This window comes from Pseudomonas subflava (assembly GCF_023823685.1).
Taxonomy (GTDB): domain Bacteria; phylum Pseudomonadota; class Gammaproteobacteria; order Pseudomonadales; family Pseudomonadaceae; genus Aquipseudomonas; species Aquipseudomonas subflava.
The window spans coordinates 70,649-85,556 of record NZ_JAMXBF010000008.1; the positions used below are offsets into that span (position 1 = coordinate 70,649).

At 68.1% G+C, this 14,908-nt stretch carries 13 protein-coding genes; 9 read left to right on the forward strand and 4 right to left on the reverse strand.

Going from position 1 to position 14,908, the window contains the following annotated elements:
* Positions 1–23 precede the first annotated feature (23 nt).
* Entirely contained in the window at positions 24–1,106 is a 1,083-nt protein-coding gene (locus tag NF616_RS13110; RefSeq protein WP_252273729.1) for a 5-(carboxyamino)imidazole ribonucleotide synthase, read from the reverse strand.
* A gap of 17 nt (positions 1,107–1,123) precedes the next feature.
* Entirely contained in the window at positions 1,124–1,615 is a 492-nt protein-coding gene (gene purE, locus NF616_RS13115) for a 5-(carboxyamino)imidazole ribonucleotide mutase (RefSeq protein WP_252273730.1), read from the reverse strand.
* A gap of 298 nt (positions 1,616–1,913) precedes the next feature.
* Between purE and NF616_RS13120 the strand changes: the two genes are divergently transcribed.
* The 8 genes from NF616_RS13120 to aauR all read left to right on the forward strand — a co-directional run bounded on the left by NF616_RS13120 (position 1,914) and on the right by aauR (position 9,867).
* Complete coding sequence (locus NF616_RS13120; protein ID WP_252273731.1) at positions 1,914–2,093, forward strand: hypothetical protein; 180 nt, start codon at positions 1,914–1,916, stop codon at positions 2,091–2,093.
* Between the two features lie 84 nt (positions 2,094–2,177).
* Entirely contained in the window at positions 2,178–2,972 is a 795-nt protein-coding gene (locus tag NF616_RS13125; protein ID WP_252273732.1) for a hypothetical protein, read from the forward strand.
* Positions 2,973–3,219: 247 nt separating this feature from the next.
* Positions 3,220–4,134: a glutamate/aspartate ABC transporter substrate-binding protein gene (locus NF616_RS13130; protein WP_252273733.1), complete on the forward strand. Its 915-nt coding sequence runs from the start codon at positions 3,220–3,222 to the stop codon at positions 4,132–4,134.
* Positions 4,135–4,340: 206 nt separating this feature from the next.
* Entirely contained in the window at positions 4,341–5,087 is a 747-nt protein-coding gene (locus tag NF616_RS13135) for an amino acid ABC transporter permease (protein WP_252273734.1), read from the forward strand.
* Positions 5,084–5,752, forward strand: coding sequence for an amino acid ABC transporter permease (locus tag NF616_RS13140; protein ID WP_252273735.1), 669 nt, complete (start codon positions 5,084–5,086; stop codon positions 5,750–5,752). Before NF616_RS13135 ends, NF616_RS13140 begins: the two co-directional genes overlap by 4 nt.
* The gene (locus tag NF616_RS13145) at positions 5,749–6,483 is read left to right on the forward strand and encodes an amino acid ABC transporter ATP-binding protein (protein ID WP_252273736.1); all 735 of its coding nucleotides are present in this window, start codon (positions 5,749–5,751) and stop codon (positions 6,481–6,483) included. Before NF616_RS13140 ends, NF616_RS13145 begins: the two co-directional genes overlap by 4 nt.
* 200 nt (positions 6,484–6,683) lie before the next feature.
* The gene (locus tag NF616_RS13150) at positions 6,684–8,552 is read left to right on the forward strand and encodes a sensor histidine kinase (RefSeq protein ID WP_252273737.1); all 1,869 of its coding nucleotides are present in this window, start codon (positions 6,684–6,686) and stop codon (positions 8,550–8,552) included.
* Positions 8,545–9,867 (forward strand): two-component response regulator AauR, encoded by a 1,323-nt coding sequence (aauR, locus tag NF616_RS13155; protein ID WP_286675047.1) that lies wholly within the window; start codon positions 8,545–8,547, stop codon positions 9,865–9,867. The genes NF616_RS13150 and aauR overlap by 8 nt, the downstream gene beginning before the upstream one ends.
* Positions 9,868–10,486: 619 nt before the next feature.
* Here the strand turns inward: aauR and NF616_RS13160 are convergent.
* Positions 10,487–11,395, reverse strand: a complete 909-nt coding sequence (locus NF616_RS13160; protein ID WP_252273738.1) for a LysR substrate-binding domain-containing protein — start codon at positions 11,393–11,395, stop codon at positions 10,487–10,489.
* A gap of 266 nt (positions 11,396–11,661) precedes the next feature.
* Between NF616_RS13160 and aspA the strand changes: the two genes are divergently transcribed.
* Positions 11,662–13,089 carry an aspartate ammonia-lyase gene (gene aspA / locus NF616_RS13165; RefSeq protein ID WP_252273739.1) on the forward strand — a complete coding sequence of 476 codons (1,428 nt, stop codon included), beginning with the start codon at positions 11,662–11,664 and terminating at the stop codon, positions 13,087–13,089.
* A 341-nt stretch (positions 13,090–13,430) separates the two neighbouring features.
* Here the strand turns inward: aspA and pdxR are convergent, their stop codons facing one another.
* Complete coding sequence (pdxR, locus tag NF616_RS13170) at positions 13,431–14,897, reverse strand: MocR-like pyridoxine biosynthesis transcription factor PdxR (RefSeq protein WP_252273740.1); 1,467 nt, start codon at positions 14,895–14,897, stop codon at positions 13,431–13,433.
* Positions 14,898–14,908 lie beyond the last annotated feature (11 nt).

The following is a 14,908-nucleotide window of genomic DNA, read 5'->3' on the forward strand; positions in this document are numbered from 1 at the left end:
GACCTCGAACGAAGCGGCAGGGTTCAGCCCTTGATCAGCGCCTCGACCTCGGCGATGCGCGCCTTCAGGGTGGCCATGTCCCGGCAGCGCAGGGTGGCGTGGCCGACCTTGCGCCCGGCCTTGAACGCCTTGCCGTAGTGGTGCAGGTGGCAGTCGGCGATGGCGCTGACCTTGGCCACGTCCGGCACCGCGCCGAGGAAGTTAAGCATGGCGCTCTCGCCCACCTTGGCGGTGGAACCCAGCGGCAGGCCGGCCACGGCGCGCAGGTGGTTCTCGAACTGGCTGCACTCGGCGCCTTCGATGGTCCAGTGCCCGGAGTTGTGCACGCGCGGGGCGATCTCGTTGGCCTTGAGGCCGCCGTCGACCTCGAAGAACTCGAAGGCCAGCACGCCCACGTAATCGAGCTTGGTCAGCACGCGGCCGACGTAGTCCTCGGCCAGCGCCTGCAGCGGGTGATCGGTGCTGGCGATGGACAGGGCCAGCACGCCGCTGTCGTGGCGGTTGTGCACCAGCGGGTAGAAGCGCGTCTCGCCGTCGCGGGCGCGCACGGCCACCAGCGAGACCTCGCCGGTGAAGGGCACGAAGCCCTCGAGGATGCAGGGCACGCTGCCCAGCTCGGCGAAGGCGCCGACCACGTCTTCCGCCTTGCGCAGGACCTTCTGGCCCTTGCCGTCGTAGCCCAGGGTGCGGGTCTTCATCACCGCCGGCAGGCCGATGGCGGACACTGCGGCGTCCAGGTCGGCCTGGGACTGGATGTCGGCGAACTCGGGCGTCGGGATGCCGAGGTCCTTGAACATGGACTTCTCGAACCAGCGATCACGGGCGATGCGCAGCGCCTCGGCACTCGGGTAGACCGGCACGAACTGGGAGAGGAAGGCCACCGTCTCGGCCGGTACGCTCTCGAACTCGAAGGTCACCAGGTCCACTTCGTCGGCCAGCTGGCGCAGGTGGTCCTGGTCGCCGTAATCGGCGCGGATGTGCTCGCCCAGAGCCTGGGCGCAGGCGTCCGGCGCCGGGTCGAGGAAGGCGAAGTCCATGCCCAGCGGGGTGCCCGCCAGGGCCATCATGCGGCCCAGCTGGCCGCCACCGATTACACCGATCTTCATTGCGGGAAGTCTCTTGTTCAGGCTTCGCGGGGGTCCGGATTGTCCAGCACGGTCTGCGTCTGCTCGTCGCGGAACTGCTTGAGCTTGGCGTGGAACTGCGGGTGCTGGTGACCGAGGATGCTGGCGGCCAGCAGGGCGGCGTTGATCGCACCGGCCTTGCCGATGGCCAGGGTGGCGACCGGGATGCCGGCCGGCATCTGCACGATGGACAGCAGCGAGTCGACGCCGGATAGCACGGCGGACTGCACCGGCACACCGAGCACCGGCAGGTGGGTCTTGGCGGCGCACATGCCCGGCAGGTGGGCGGCGCCACCGGCGCCGGCGATGATCACCTGGATGCCGCGGCTCTCGGCTGCTTCGGCGTACTGGAACAGCAGGTCCGGGGTGCGGTGGGCGGAAACCACCTTCACCTCGTAGGGAATGCCCAGCTTTTCCAGCATGTCTGCGGTGTGACTGAGGGTACTCCAGTCCGACTTGGAACCCATGATCACGCCAACCAGTGCGCTCATCGTTTTGCCTCTAGCTCGGGCGCCTGTCGGCGCGACAAAAACCAACAAGCCACGCATTCGGCGTGGCTTGTCATGTGAGGAGTCGGGCCAGGTGGCCCGGAGGCGGCGCAGTATACCGCAAAGCCACGGGTGTCGCGCCTTTGCCGTTGCCGTCCGTCCGCACAGACGTAACAAGCTGTTTGCAGCTGCCCAGACGTTCGCGACGAGCGGGCCGGCAAACGAGAACTCCGCCACCCCTGGCCGGCGTCGATCCGCGTACAATCCGCGCCCTTCCGCCATATTGAAAAGGATTTTCAAGATGCGCCGCGCCGCGACCCTCATCCTTCTGTTCGCCGCCCTCACCGGCTGCGCCGCCGCTCCGCAGAGCCGCGCGCCCCTCGCCGTACACGACGAGACCCTCGAGCCCCGCGCCGAACTCGAAGTCTGCTACGAGCTGATCTTCTGCCCGCTGGTCAGCGCCGTGCGCCTGCCGCGCTGATCGCCCGCGCAGCGGCAGGGCTCACAGACCGCCCGCTCACGGGCGGCTAGACTCGTCATCTTTCCAGCCAACAAGGACGTTGCCATGCGCACGCTGACTCTCCTCGCCCTCTCGTTGTCCCTCGCCGCCCAGGCCCACGCCCTGGAACTGGCCAAGTACCCCCAGGTGTTCGATGCCGGCAACGGCGTCAGCGTCAAGCTGGCGCCCAGCGCCGACGGCAAGCAGGCGCTGGTACAGGTCAGCGGCATCAACCATCCGCTCGACGAGGTGGTGTTTCTCACCGAGGTGAACGAGCGCGGCGACGAAGAACGCGATTACGCTACCACCCTCGACGGCGGCGCCTACAACCTGCTGCTCAAGCGCCAGAACTGGGGCGGCGACAGCTACCAGCTGTATCTGCCGGGCACCGAAGGCTTCCAGCTGGGCTTCGACGAACAGGCCAGCCAGCAAACCAAACCCGCCGAGCTGCTGGCCCTCTACGAGCAACAGAAGGGCGAAGGGGTGCAGGACAAGCTGGCCCGCTTCGATCGCCAGAAGCACGAGAGGGCCAACTGGGAGAGCCTGCAGGCGCTGGACCAGGAAGCCTCGAAGGACTGCGGCACGCCGCTGCAGACCCGGGTCGACTGGGGCGGCATCGACGACGGGCAGATGAAGCGCCTGAGCATCTCCGGCTACTGCGGCGAAGTGGTCAGCCAGATGGCCAGCCTGTGCCGCAACGAGCCCGCCTTCAAGGCCGAAGCCGCCGGCATCGAGGGTGTGGAGTGCCGCTTCGACACCGCCATGAAGCTGCGCGAGCGCGACGGCAAGATCCTCTTCGCCACCGAAGAGAACGCGCCCAACCAGGGCGACTTCATCAACGCCTTCCTGCGCAACCGCTGATCCCTCCCGGCCCCGTTCTCGAGGGGCCATTCATTCGGATTTCCGAACGCCGCACCCTCCTCCGTTCGCCACGCCGAACGGAGAACACGCCCCGCCATCACCTGATTGATAATTTAATTCTTATATTTCAGCAAGTTACGTGGATAGAAGCTGACTGGCACAGTCCCTGCTCTAGCTCTGGCAGGGATGGTCTGCATCCCATCCGCCAAGCGGGTACGCCCGGACAACAACAACAGCGAGAATCAGCATGACCAAGAGCACTCTCTCCCGCGCCATCGGCTTCGCCCTGGCCGCTACCCTGTGCAGCGCCCCGGCCCTGGCCGAAGAGCTGACCGGCACCCTGAAGAAGATCAAGGACAGCGGCACCATCGTCCTCGGCCATCGCGACTCCTCCATCCCCTTCTCCTACTTCGGCAGCGATCCGCAGCAGCCCGAGGGCTACTCCCACGATCTGCAGCTGAAGGCGGTCGAGGCGATCAAGCAGAAGCTGGGCATGCCTGACCTCAAGGTGCGCTACAACCTGGTGACCTCGCAGACCCGCATCCCGCTGGTGCAGAACGGCACCGTGGACCTGGAGTGCGGCTCCACCACCAACAACGTCGAGCGCCAGCAGCAGGTCGACTTCTCCGTCGGCATCTTCGAGGTGGGCACCCGCCTGCTGACCAAGACCACCTCCGGCGTCGCCGACTTCCCGGACCTCAAGGGCAAGAACGTGGTGACCACCGCCGGCACCACCTCCGAGCGCCTGCTCAAGGCGATGAACGCCGAGAAGAAGATGGGCATGAACATCATCTCGGCCAAGGACCACGGCGAGTCCTTCCTGATGCTGGAGTCCGGCCGCGCCGTGGCCTTCATGATGGACGACGCCCTGCTCGCCGGCGAAATGGCCAAGGCCAAGAAACCGGCCGACTGGCACGTGGTCGGCACCCCGCAGTCCTACGAGATCTACGGCTGCATGGTGCGCAAGGGTGACCCGGCCTTTAAGGCGGTGGTCGACGACGCGCTGGTCGCCACCTTCAAGTCGGGCGAAGTCAACGCCATCTACGACAAGTGGTTCCTCAAGCCGGTCCCGCCGAAGGGTCTCAACCTGAACTTCCCGATGAGCGACGAGCTGAAGAAGCTGATCGCCAACCCGACCGACAAGGCCGCCGAGCAGATCTAAGCGCGGCCGTAGGGACTAGCTCCCCTCTCCCTAAGCGGGAGAGGGAGCAGGCAGCCCCGTTGGTACGGCGCCACTTCACGAGAGCGGCGCCGCTCACCCCTGCAATTTAGGACAGGAACACCGTCGCCAACCGCGGCGGGGGACCGTGTCGGCCCCAGTTCCTGTCCACCCTGCCCGTTCGGGCCCGAATCGAGGGGAAACCCGTCATGAATTACAACTGGGACTGGGGCGTGTTCTTCAAGTCCACCGGGATCGGCAGCGAGATCTACCTGGACTGGTTCGTCACCGGCCTGGGCTGGACCATCGCCATCGCGCTCACCGGCTGGCTGATCGCCCTGGCGCTGGGCTCCCTGCTCGGCGTGATGCGCACCGTGCCGAACCGCTGGATCAGCGGCATCGCCACCTGCTACGTGGAAGTGTTCCGCAACGTGCCGCTGCTGGTGCAGCTGTTCCTCTGGTACTTCCTGGTGCCGGACCTGCTGCCCGAGCCGCTGGAGATGTGGTTCAAGCAGGACCTGTCGCCGGCCACCTCGGCCTTCATCAGCGTCGTCGTGTGCCTTGGCCTGTTCACCGCCGCGCGCGTCTGTGAACAGGTGCGCACCGGCATCCAGGCGCTGCCCAAGGGCCAGCTCGCCGCCGGCTACGCGCTGGGCTTCCGCCTGCCGCAGATCTACCGCGACGTGCTGCTGCCGCAGGCCTTCCGCATCATCATCCCGCCGCTCACCAGCGAGTTCCTCAACATCTTCAAGAACTCTTCGGTGGCCTCGCTGATCGGCCTCATGGAGCTGCTGGCGCAGACCAAGCAGACCGCCGAATTCAGCGCCAACCTGTTCGAGGCCTTCACCCTGGCCACGCTGATCTACTTCACCCTGAACATGAGCCTGATGCTGCTGATGCGCCTGGTGGAGAAGAAAGTCGCGGTGCCCGGCCTGATTTCCGTGGGGGGCAAGTGATGGATTTCTCCGCTATCGTCCCGGCTCTGCCGGGCCTGTGGAACGGCATGCTGATGACCCTGCAGCTGATGGTGCTGGGCGTGCTCGGCGGCGTGGTGCTCGGCACCCTGCTGGCCATGGCGCGGCTGTCGCACAACCGCCTGCTGGCCAATGCCGCCGCCACCTACGTCAACTATTTCCGCTCCATCCCGCTGCTGCTGGTGATCACCTGGTTCTACTTCGCGGTGCCCTTCATCCTGCGCTGGATCACCGGCGAGGACACCCCGGTCGGCGCCTTCACCTCGTGCCTGGTGGCCTTCGTGATGTTCGAGGCGGCGTACTTCTGCGAGATCGTCCGCGCCGGCATCCAGGCCATCCCCAAGGGCCAGATGGGCGCCGCCCAGGCTCTCGGCATGAGCTACGGCCAGACCATGCGCCTGATCATCCTGCCGCAGGCCTTCCGCAAGATGACGCCGCTGCTGCTGCAGCAAAGCATCATCCTGTTCCAGGACACCTCGCTGGTCTACACCGTGGGCCTGATGGACTTCCTCAACGCCGCCCGCTCGCGTGGCGACATCCTCGGCCAGCCCCATGAGTTCCTGATCTTCGCCGGCCTCGTGTACTTCACCATCAGCTTCGCCGCCTCGCAGCTGGTCAAGCTCCTGCAGAAAAGGTTAGCCGTATGATTTCCATCCAGAACGTCAACAAGTGGTACGGGGACTTCCAGGTGCTGACCGATTGCAGCACCGAGGTGAAGAAGGGCGAAGTGGTCGTGGTGTGCGGTCCGTCCGGCTCCGGCAAGTCGACCCTGATCAAGTGCGTCAATGCCCTCGAGCCGTTCCAGAAGGGCGACATCGTGGTCGACGGCACCTCCATCGCCGACAAGAACACCAACCTGCCCAAGCTGCGTTCGCGGGTCGGCATGGTGTTCCAGCACTTCGAGCTGTTCCCCCACCTGAGCATCACCGAGAACCTCACCATCGCCCAGATCAAGGTCCTCGGCCGCAGCAAGGCCGAGGCCACCGAAAAGGGCCTGGCGCTGCTCGAGCGCGTCGGCCTCAAGGAGCATGCGCACAAGCATCCGGGTCAGCTGTCCGGCGGCCAGCAGCAGCGCGTGGCCATCGCCCGCGCGCTGGCCATGGATCCGGTGGTGATGCTGTTCGACGAGCCGACCTCGGCGCTCGACCCGGAGATGGTCAACGAGGTGCTCGACGTCATGGTGCAGCTGGCCAACGAAGGCATGACCATGATGTGCGTGACCCACGAGATGGGCTTCGCGCGCAAGGTGGCCGACCGGGTGATCTTCATGGACGCCGGCAGGATCGTCGAGGACTGCCCCAAGGAGGAGTTCTTCGGCGACATCAACGCCCGCTCCGAGCGGGCCCAGCAATTCCTCAACAAGATCCTCCAGCACTGAGAATCTGCCCAGGCGCTCTTGATCGTCGGCCAGGCTGCGTTGAACCCGGGCTCGGACTGCTCATTTACAACGCGTAAACTCCGCGTCCTCGCCCGGCTTCGCCTTGCCTGGCTCTAGCTCAAAAGCGCCTGAACAGATTCTAGGGAGAATACCCGGGGGCACGGCCCCCGGCGCCAACTGGCCAGCCCCGGACGACTGTGATGCAATGCCCCTCCCCCAGCGTCCCGCCCGTGCTCGCCGTGAAGCCACGCCTGTTTCGCCAGATCCTGCTGACCCTGCTGGGCATCGTCCTGGTGCTCGGCTGCGGCTACGCCGGCTACCGCCTGAGCGAGGCCGCCGGCATCCGCGCCCTGGCCGAGAGCGGCGAGCGGCAGCTGGAGCTCAATGCCCGCGCGGTCGAGAGCGAGATCAACAAGTACACCTACCTGCCCAGCCTGCTGGAGCTGGAGAGCAACGTCAGCCGCCTGCTGCTGACCCCCGGGCGCTATCGCCGCCAGCGCGTCAACGACTACCTCGAAGGCCTCAACCGGCGCGCCGGCAGCCTGGCCGTGTACGTGCTCGACATCGACGGCCGGGTGGTCGCCACCAGCAACTGGAACCAGCGCGACAGCTACCTGGGCGAGGACCTGTCGTTCCGCGACTACTACAAGCAGGCGGTGCAGGGCGCGCCCGGGCGCTTCTACGGCATCGGCAGCACCACCGGCGAGCCCGGCTACTACCTGGCCCACGGCCTGCGCGGCAATGACCGGGTGATCGGCGTGGCGGTGGTCAAGGTGCGCCTGGACGCCCTGGAGAAACGCTGGGCCGACGCCCGCGTCGAGGCCCATGTCAGCGACGAGAACGGCATCATCATCCTCAGCAGCGACCCGGCGCGCCGGCTCAAGTCGGTGCGGCCACTGGACGCCGCCGGTCGCGAGCGCCTGGCGCGCAGCCTGCAATACCATTGGGCGGCGCTCGAGGAACTGCAGCTGCTGGCCCGCCATGCCCTCGGCGGCGGCCTCGAGGAAGTCCGCCTGAACGGTGCCGATGGCCGGCCGCTGGACTATCTGCAGCAGAGCCGCGCGCTGTCCGACACACCCTGGCACCTGACCCTGCTCACGCCGCTGGCGGAGCAGCGCAGCGCCGCCGTCAGCCATGGCCTGCTGGCCGGCGTGGCCTGCGCCCTGCTGATCTTCGGCGGCCTGGCGCTGAACCAGCGGCGCAAGGTGATCACCACCCGCCTGGCCGCCCGCGAGGCGCTGCAGCAGGCCAACGCCGACCTGGAACGCAAGATCGCCGAACGCACCCTCGACCTCTCCGCCAGCAACCGCCTGCTGCAGGCCGAGGTGCGCGAGCGCGAGCAGACCGAGGCCAACCTGCGCCAGGCCCAGGACGGCCTGGTGCAGGCCGGCAAGCTGGCGGTGATCGGGCAGATGTCCACCAGCATCGCCCACGAGCTGAACCAGCCGCTGGCGGCCCTGCGTACCCTCTCGGCCAACGCCGCGCGCTTCCTCGAACGCGGCGCGCTGGACACCGCCGGCAGCAACCTGCAGGCCATCGGCGAACTGGTCGACCGCATGGGCCGCATCACCGCCAGCCTGCGCGCCTTCGCCCGGCGCGGCGGCGATCACGGCCAGGCCAGCCTCGAGCAGGCGGTAGAGGCGGCGCTGTTCCTGCTGCACAGCCGCATCGAGCAGGAGCGCCCGACTCTGCACCGCGAGTTCGCCGAGGCACGCCTGGCCATCGACCAGACCCGCCTGGAGCAGATCCTGGTCAACCTGTTGAGCAACGCCCTGGACGCCCTGCGCGAGCAGCCGCGCCGCGAGATCTGGCTAAGCGGCGCGCGGCACGGCGCCAGCTACCGCCTGGAGGTGCGCGACAGCGGCGCCGGCATCCCGCCGGACCTGCGCGCCCACCTGTTCGAGCCCTTCTTCACCACCAAGCCGGGCGAGAAGGGCCTGGGCCTCGGCCTGACCCTGTCCGCCAGCCTGGCCGCGGCCGCGGGCGGCAGCCTGGCCGTGCGCCACCCGGAGGAAGGCGGCAGCGCCTTCGTCCTCGACCTGCCACTGGAGGAGCCCCGCGATGCCTGAAGCGCTGACCGTCCTGATCGTCGAGGACGACCCCCACGTGCTGCTCGGCTGCCAGCAGGCGCTGCAGCTGGAAGACATCGACAGCGCCGGCGTCGGCAGCGCCGAGGAGGCGTTGGCGCGCATCGACGGCGACTTCGCCGGCATTGTCGTCAGCGACATCCGCCTGCCGGGCATGGACGGCCTGCAACTGCTGGCCGAGCTCAAGCGCCGCGACGCGAGCCTGCCGGTGGTGCTGATCACCGGCCACGGCGATATCGGCATGGCCGTAGGCGCCATGCGCGATGGCGCCTACGACTTCATCGAGAAGCCGTTTTCGCCCGAGCGTCTGGTCGAGGTGGTGCGCCGCGCGCTGGAACAGCGCGGCCTGGCCCGCGAGGTCAGCGCCCTGCGCCGCCAGCTGGCCGGGCGCCAGGCCCTGGAGCAGCGCATCATCGGCCGCTCGCCGGCCATGCAGCGCCTGCGCGAGCTGATCGCCAACGTCGCCGATACCGGCGCCAACGTGCTGATCGAGGGCGAGACCGGCACCGGCAAGGAGCTAGTCGCCCGCTGCCTGCACGACTTCAGCCGGCGCCAGGACAAGGAGTTCGTCGCCCTGAACTGCGGCGGCCTGCCGGAGAGCCTGTTCGAGAGCGAGATCTTCGGCCACGAGGCCAACGCCTTCACCGGCGCCGGCAAGCGGCGCATCGGCAAGATCGAGCACGCCGACGGCGGCTCGCTGTTTCTCGACGAGATCGAGAGCATGCCGCTGGCCCTGCAGATCAAGCTGCTGCGGGTGCTGCAGGAACACAGCCTGGAGCGCCTCGGCTCGAACCAGCCGATCACCGTGGACTGCCGGGTGATCGCCGCGACCAAGGCCGACCTGGCCGAGCTGGGCAAGCGCGGCGAGTTCCGCAGCGACCTCTACTACCGGCTCAACGTGGTCAGCCTGGAATTGCCGCCGCTGCGCGAGCGGCGCGAGGACATCCTGCTGCTGTTCCAGCACTTCCTGCAGCAGTCCGCCCTGCGCTTCGACCGCCCGCCGCAGGAACTCGACCGCACCACCACCGCCGCCCTGCTGGCCCACGACTGGCCGGGCAACGTGCGCGAACTGCGCAACGTGGCCGAACGCTTCGCCCTCGGCCTGCCGGTGTTCAAGAAGAGCGACGCCACGCCGGACGGCAGCGGCGCGAGCTTCGCCGAGGCGGTCGAGGCCTTCGAGCGCAACCTGCTCGGCGCCGCCCTGGAACGCCACGCCGGCAACCTCAGCCAGGCCGCCCAGGCCCTGGGCATGGCCAAGACCACGCTGTTCGACAAGGTGAAGAAGTACGGGCTGTAGGGGCGTTTTTTGCTCCGTCTTCTCTTTCACGGGACAGGCGAGTCGGTCGGCAGCACGCTCGGCCCCTCCCTCTCCCCCAGCCCCTCTCCCACAAATGGGAGAGGGGAGCCACCCCAGGACCACCCTGCGCACGTAGGGCGGTCTCGAGAGCGCAGCGAACAGCCCGCCGCCCTACGGTGTCCCGCCCAGCTCCCGAACTGGCCCGAGCGTCTTCCAAACGCGCCGGTAGTGCACTGCCTGTGGCGAGTGCAACCACACACCGACCCTGCCGTAAGCCGGCCGCAACTCCGAACCTTGTAGGGCGGTCTCGAGAGCGAAGCGAACAGCCCGCCGCTCTCCAGTGCCCCGCCAAGCTCCCGAACTGGCCCGAACGCCTTCCCAAACGCCGGTAGTGCACTGTCTGTGGCAAGTGCAAACACACACCGGCCCTGCCGTAAACCGGCCGCGACTCCGAACCTCGTAGGGCGGTCTCGAGAGCGCAGCGAACAGCCCGCCGCTGTACGGTGCCCCGCCAAGCTCCCGCCCACACCCGAATCGCCTCACACACAACGCTTCCGCGGTGCGCTGCCCTCACATCCCTGCCCCGACTACCGACAAAGCCAACCCAACCCCCGCAGCCTCACTCTCCCGCCCCCACCCCCGCCTCCAGCTTGCGCCACAGCAGGCGTATTGCCGCCTTGCGCGACAGCACGCAGCGGTACAGGCGGATCTCCAGCGGCACCTGCCACTGCTCGCCACCACACACCGCCAGCTCGCCGCGGGCCAGTTCGGCGGTCACGGACAGGCGCGGCACCCAGGCCACGCCGAGGCCCTGCAGGGCCATGGTCTTGAGGCTGTCGGCCATGGCCGTCTCGTACACCGTGGTCGAGCGCAGGGCGCGCTGGCGCAGCAGCTGGTTCACCGAGCGGCCGAGAAAGGCGCCGGCGCTGTAGGCCAGCAGCGGCACGGTCTGGCCGCTTTCCAGATCGAACAGCGGCGCACCGTCTTCACCCACCGCGCACACCGGCAGCATGGCCGTGTCGCCCAGGTGCAGCGAGGGGAAGATGTCGGCGGTCAGCTGCATCGCCGCGTCCGGGTCGTAGTAGGCGAGGATCAGATCGCAGCTGCCCTCGCGCAACGAATGCACCGCCTCGCCGACGTTGGTCGCCACCAGGCGGGTGGAGAGCGGCAGGCCGTCGCGGCGCAGGCGGCCGATCCATTCCGGGAAGAAGCCCAGGGTCAGCGAGTGGGCGGCGGCGATCTGCAGCACCTCGCCCTGCTGGCCCTCCAGATGGTGCAGGTGCCGCACCACTTCGCCGAGCTGCTCGACCATGCTGCGCGCGGTGACCAGGAACAGCTGGCCGGACTCGGTCAGCTCCACCGGCGTGCGCGAGCGGTTGACCAGGGTCAGGCCCAGCGCCGCCTCCAGGCTGCGGATGCGCCGGCTGAAGGCCGGCTGGGTGACGAAGCGTCTCTGCGCCGCCTGGGAAAAACTGCGGGTAGCGGCCAGGGCGACGAAGTCCTCCAGCCATTTGGTTTCCAGGTTCATCCGTTCTCCAACATGCCTCCATTGCAGTGCGCGCTGCGTGCCACATCCAACACTCGGTGCGCACGGCGCACCCTACAGGTTCGTGGCACTCGTTCTCGACGCCGGGCGTTCTAAATTATGCACGCGCGACATCGAACCCGAGTCACCGCGACATTATGCCGATCGTGCATACCATAGCGTTTAACAGCATTGGCCGACAAACAGGCTCACGCCCCATCATATGGGACATCGCGGCGCCAAGCCGTTTTCCCGAGAAATGACACATCATGTCCGCTGCTGCATCCACCCGCGTCGAAAAAGACCTGCTCGGCAAGCTCGAAATCCCCGCCGAGGCCTACTACGGCATCCAGACCCTGCGTGCCGTGCAGAATTTTCGACTGTCCGGCGTGACGCTGTCGCACTACCCGAAACTGGTCATCGCCCTGGCCATGGTCAAGCAGGCCGCCGCCGACGCCAACCGCGAGCTGGGCCACCTGTCCGCGGCCAAGCACACCGCCATCAGCACCGCCTGCGCCCGCATCATCCAGGGCGAGTTCCACGACCAGTTCGTGGTCGACATGATCCAGGGCGGCGCAGGCACCTCGACCAACATGAACGCCAACGAGGTGATCGCCAACATCGCCCTGGAAGCCATGGGCCACGAGAAGGGCGAGTACCAGCACCTGCACCCGAACAACGACGTGAACATGGCGCAGTCGACCAACGACGCCTACCCGACCGCCATCCGCATCGGCCTGCTGCTCGGCCACGACAGCCTGCTGGGCGCCCTCGACCGGCTGATCCAGGCGCTGGCCGCCAAGGGCCTAAAGTTCGGCCATGTACTGAAGATGGGCCGCACCCAGCTGCAGGACGCGGTGCCGATGACCCTCGGCCAGGAATTCCGCGCCTTCGCCACCACCCTCGGCGAAGACCTGCAGCACCTCAAGCGCCTGGCGCCGACCCTGCTGCATGAGGTCAACCTCGGCGGCACCGCCATCGGCACCGGCATCAACGCCGACCCGAAGTACCAGAAGCTCGCCGTGCAGCGCCTGGCCATCGTCAGCGGTCATCCGGTGGTGCCGGCGGCCGACCTGATCGAGGCCACCTCGGACATGGGCGCCTTCGTGCTGTTCTCCGGCATGCTCAAACGCACCGCGGTCAAGCTGTCGAAGATCTGCAACGACCTGCGCCTGCTCTCCAGCGGCCCGCGCACCGGCATCAACGAGATCAACCTGCCGCCGCGTCAGCCGGGCAGCTCGATCATGCCGGGCAAGGTCAACCCGGTGATCCCGGAAGCGGTCAACCAGGTGGCCTTCGAGGTGATCGGCAACGACCTGGCCCTGACCCTCGCCGCCGAGGGCGGCCAGCTGCAGCTGAACGTGATGGAGCCGCTGATCGCCTACAAGATCTTCGACTCGATCCGCCTGCTGACCCGCGCCATGGACATGCTGCGCGAGCTCTGCATCGACGGCATCAGCGCCAACGAGCAGCGCTGCCGCGAGCTGATGGAGAACTCCATCGGCCTGGTCACCGCGCTGAACCCCTACATCGGCTACGAGAACGCCACGCGCATCGCCAAGACCGCGCTGGACACCGGCCGCGGCGTGCTGGAACTGGTGCGCGAAGAGCAGCTGCTGGACGAGGTCACGCTGGCCGACATCCTGCGCCCGGAGAACATGATCGCCCCACGCCTGGTGCCGCTGGCCGGCGCCTGATCTACACCGCTTTCATAGACGAGGCCTCACCAGCCTCACCACTCAGGGATGGTCTCAACCATCCTTTTTTTTGCGCGCATGGCTGCCCCTCTTCCCGATGCTATATGGCGCCTACTCGGTGCCGTGTTCAGCTTCCCTCTCCCGCTCGCGGGAGAGGGGCCGGGGAGAGGGTAACCATGTAGCCCGGATGCAATCCGGGAACGGACCGCCTGCACTCCCCGGATTGCATCCGGGCTACCGCGACGCACCGAAACCGTAGGGTGCGCCATGCGCACCGCAGCCCACGCACCACCCAACCAGAGCCCGCCACATCTACCCTCCGACGGTGCGCGCGGCGCACCCTACACGCGCCAGGCCCGGCGCAGCGTGGCGATGGCCTCGACGATCTGCGCCTCGGGCACGGCGGCGAAGCCCAGCACCAGCCCGGCACGCTCGTCCGCCGGCGTGCTGCCGGACTCCAGCCAGTACTCGCTGAGGCCGTTCATCTCCACCCCGGCGGCACGGGCAGCCTGCACCAGCTCGCGCTCGCGGGCCAGGCTGGCAACTCGCACACACAGGTGCAGGCCGGCATCCACCGCCGGCAGCGGCGCGCAGCCGGGGATGTCTTGCGGCCAATGCGCCAGCAGGGCATCGCGGCGCGCCCGGGCCGCCGAGCGCATGCGCCGCACGTGGCGCTGGAAATGCCCGGCGGCGATGAATTCGGCCATCACCGCCTGGGTGCCGACCTCCGAGTGGCGCATATCCAGCGCGCGGCGACGGGCGAAGGCCTCGGCCAGGCTCGGCGGCAGCACCAGATAGCCGAGGCGCAGGGCCGGGAAGGCGATCTTGCAGAAGGTGCCGACGTACAGCACCCGGCCCTGGCGATCCAGTGCCGCCAGGGGTGCCAGGGGCGTGCCGCTGTAGCGATACTCGCCGTCGTAGTCGTCCTCGATAATCCAGCCGTCCTGGCGCTCGGCCCATTCGAGCAGCTCCAGGCGCCGCGCCAGCGACAGCGTCACCCCGCTCGGATACTGGTGCGAGGGGGTGACGTAGGCCAGCCGGCAGTCCTCGATGCCGCCCAGCGCGGCCGTATCCAGGCCGTCCTGATCCACCGGCACGCCACACAGCTCGGCGCCGGCCACCGCCAGGGCATGCCCGGCGGCGCGGTAGCCGGGGTTCTCGATGGCCACGCGGTCGCCGGGCTGCACCAGCAACTGGGCACACAGGCTGATGGCCTGCTGCGCGCCGCAGGTGATGACGATCTGCGCCGCATCGCAGTTCAGCCCGCGGCTGCTGCGCAGGTAGGCGGCCACCAGCTCGCGCAGGGTCGCGTCACCGGCCGGGTCGCCATAGCCCAGGCGCGCCGCCGAGGGCTTGCGCCAGAAGCGCGCCTGCAACCGCGCCCATACCTCGAAGGGAAACAGGTCGAAGGCCGGCACACCGATGCGAAAGGCCCGCGGCGCGCCGCTCAGCGGGGGTGGCAAATGGTGCTGCTGCAGGCGCCGCAAGGCCACGCTGGGCGCCGGTCCGGGCGCCATAGGCAGCGACGCCGGACGCTCGCCGGCCAGGTCCGCCACATAAGTGCCGGCGCCGACGCGGCCCTCGACATAGCCCTCGGCATACAGCTGGTCAAAGGCGCGGGTCACGGTATTGCGCGAGATGTTCAACAGCACCGCCAGATCGCGACTGGCCGGCAGGCGCGTGCGCCCGGCCAGGCGGCCGTCGAGGATGCGCTCGCGCAGGGCCTTGTACAGCTGGCGCGCCAGACCCTGATCGGGATCGAGGCGGATGCCGGAGAGATCGACGGGCAGCAGCGGCGTGGCGGACATGGATTGGCTCC

Bases quoted from the DNA above. Each gene is read 5' to 3' on its own strand.
- NF616_RS13110 (WP_252273729.1), bottom strand. From the start codon at position 1,106: ATGAAGATCGGTGTAATCGGTGGCGGCCAGCTGGGCCGCATGATGGCC.
- purE (WP_252273730.1), bottom strand. From the start codon at position 1,615: ATGAGCGCACTGGTTGGCGTGATCATGGGTTCCAAGTCGGACTGGAGT.
- NF616_RS13120 (WP_252273731.1), top strand. From the start codon at position 1,914: ATGCGCCGCGCCGCGACCCTCATCCTTCTGTTCGCCGCCCTCACCGGC.
- NF616_RS13125 (WP_252273732.1), top strand. From the start codon at position 2,178: ATGCGCACGCTGACTCTCCTCGCCCTCTCGTTGTCCCTCGCCGCCCAG.
- NF616_RS13130 (WP_252273733.1), top strand. From the start codon at position 3,220: ATGACCAAGAGCACTCTCTCCCGCGCCATCGGCTTCGCCCTGGCCGCT.
- NF616_RS13135 (WP_252273734.1), top strand. From the start codon at position 4,341: ATGAATTACAACTGGGACTGGGGCGTGTTCTTCAAGTCCACCGGGATC.
- NF616_RS13145 (WP_252273736.1), top strand. From the start codon at position 5,749: ATGATTTCCATCCAGAACGTCAACAAGTGGTACGGGGACTTCCAGGTG.
- NF616_RS13150 (WP_252273737.1), top strand. From the start codon at position 6,684: ATGCAATGCCCCTCCCCCAGCGTCCCGCCCGTGCTCGCCGTGAAGCCA.
- aauR (WP_286675047.1), top strand. From the start codon at position 8,545: ATGCCTGAAGCGCTGACCGTCCTGATCGTCGAGGACGACCCCCACGTG.
- NF616_RS13160 (WP_252273738.1), bottom strand. From the start codon at position 11,395: ATGAACCTGGAAACCAAATGGCTGGAGGACTTCGTCGCCCTGGCCGCT.
- aspA (WP_252273739.1), top strand. From the start codon at position 11,662: ATGTCCGCTGCTGCATCCACCCGCGTCGAAAAAGACCTGCTCGGCAAG.
- pdxR (WP_252273740.1), bottom strand. From the start codon at position 14,897: ATGTCCGCCACGCCGCTGCTGCCCGTCGATCTCTCCGGCATCCGCCTC.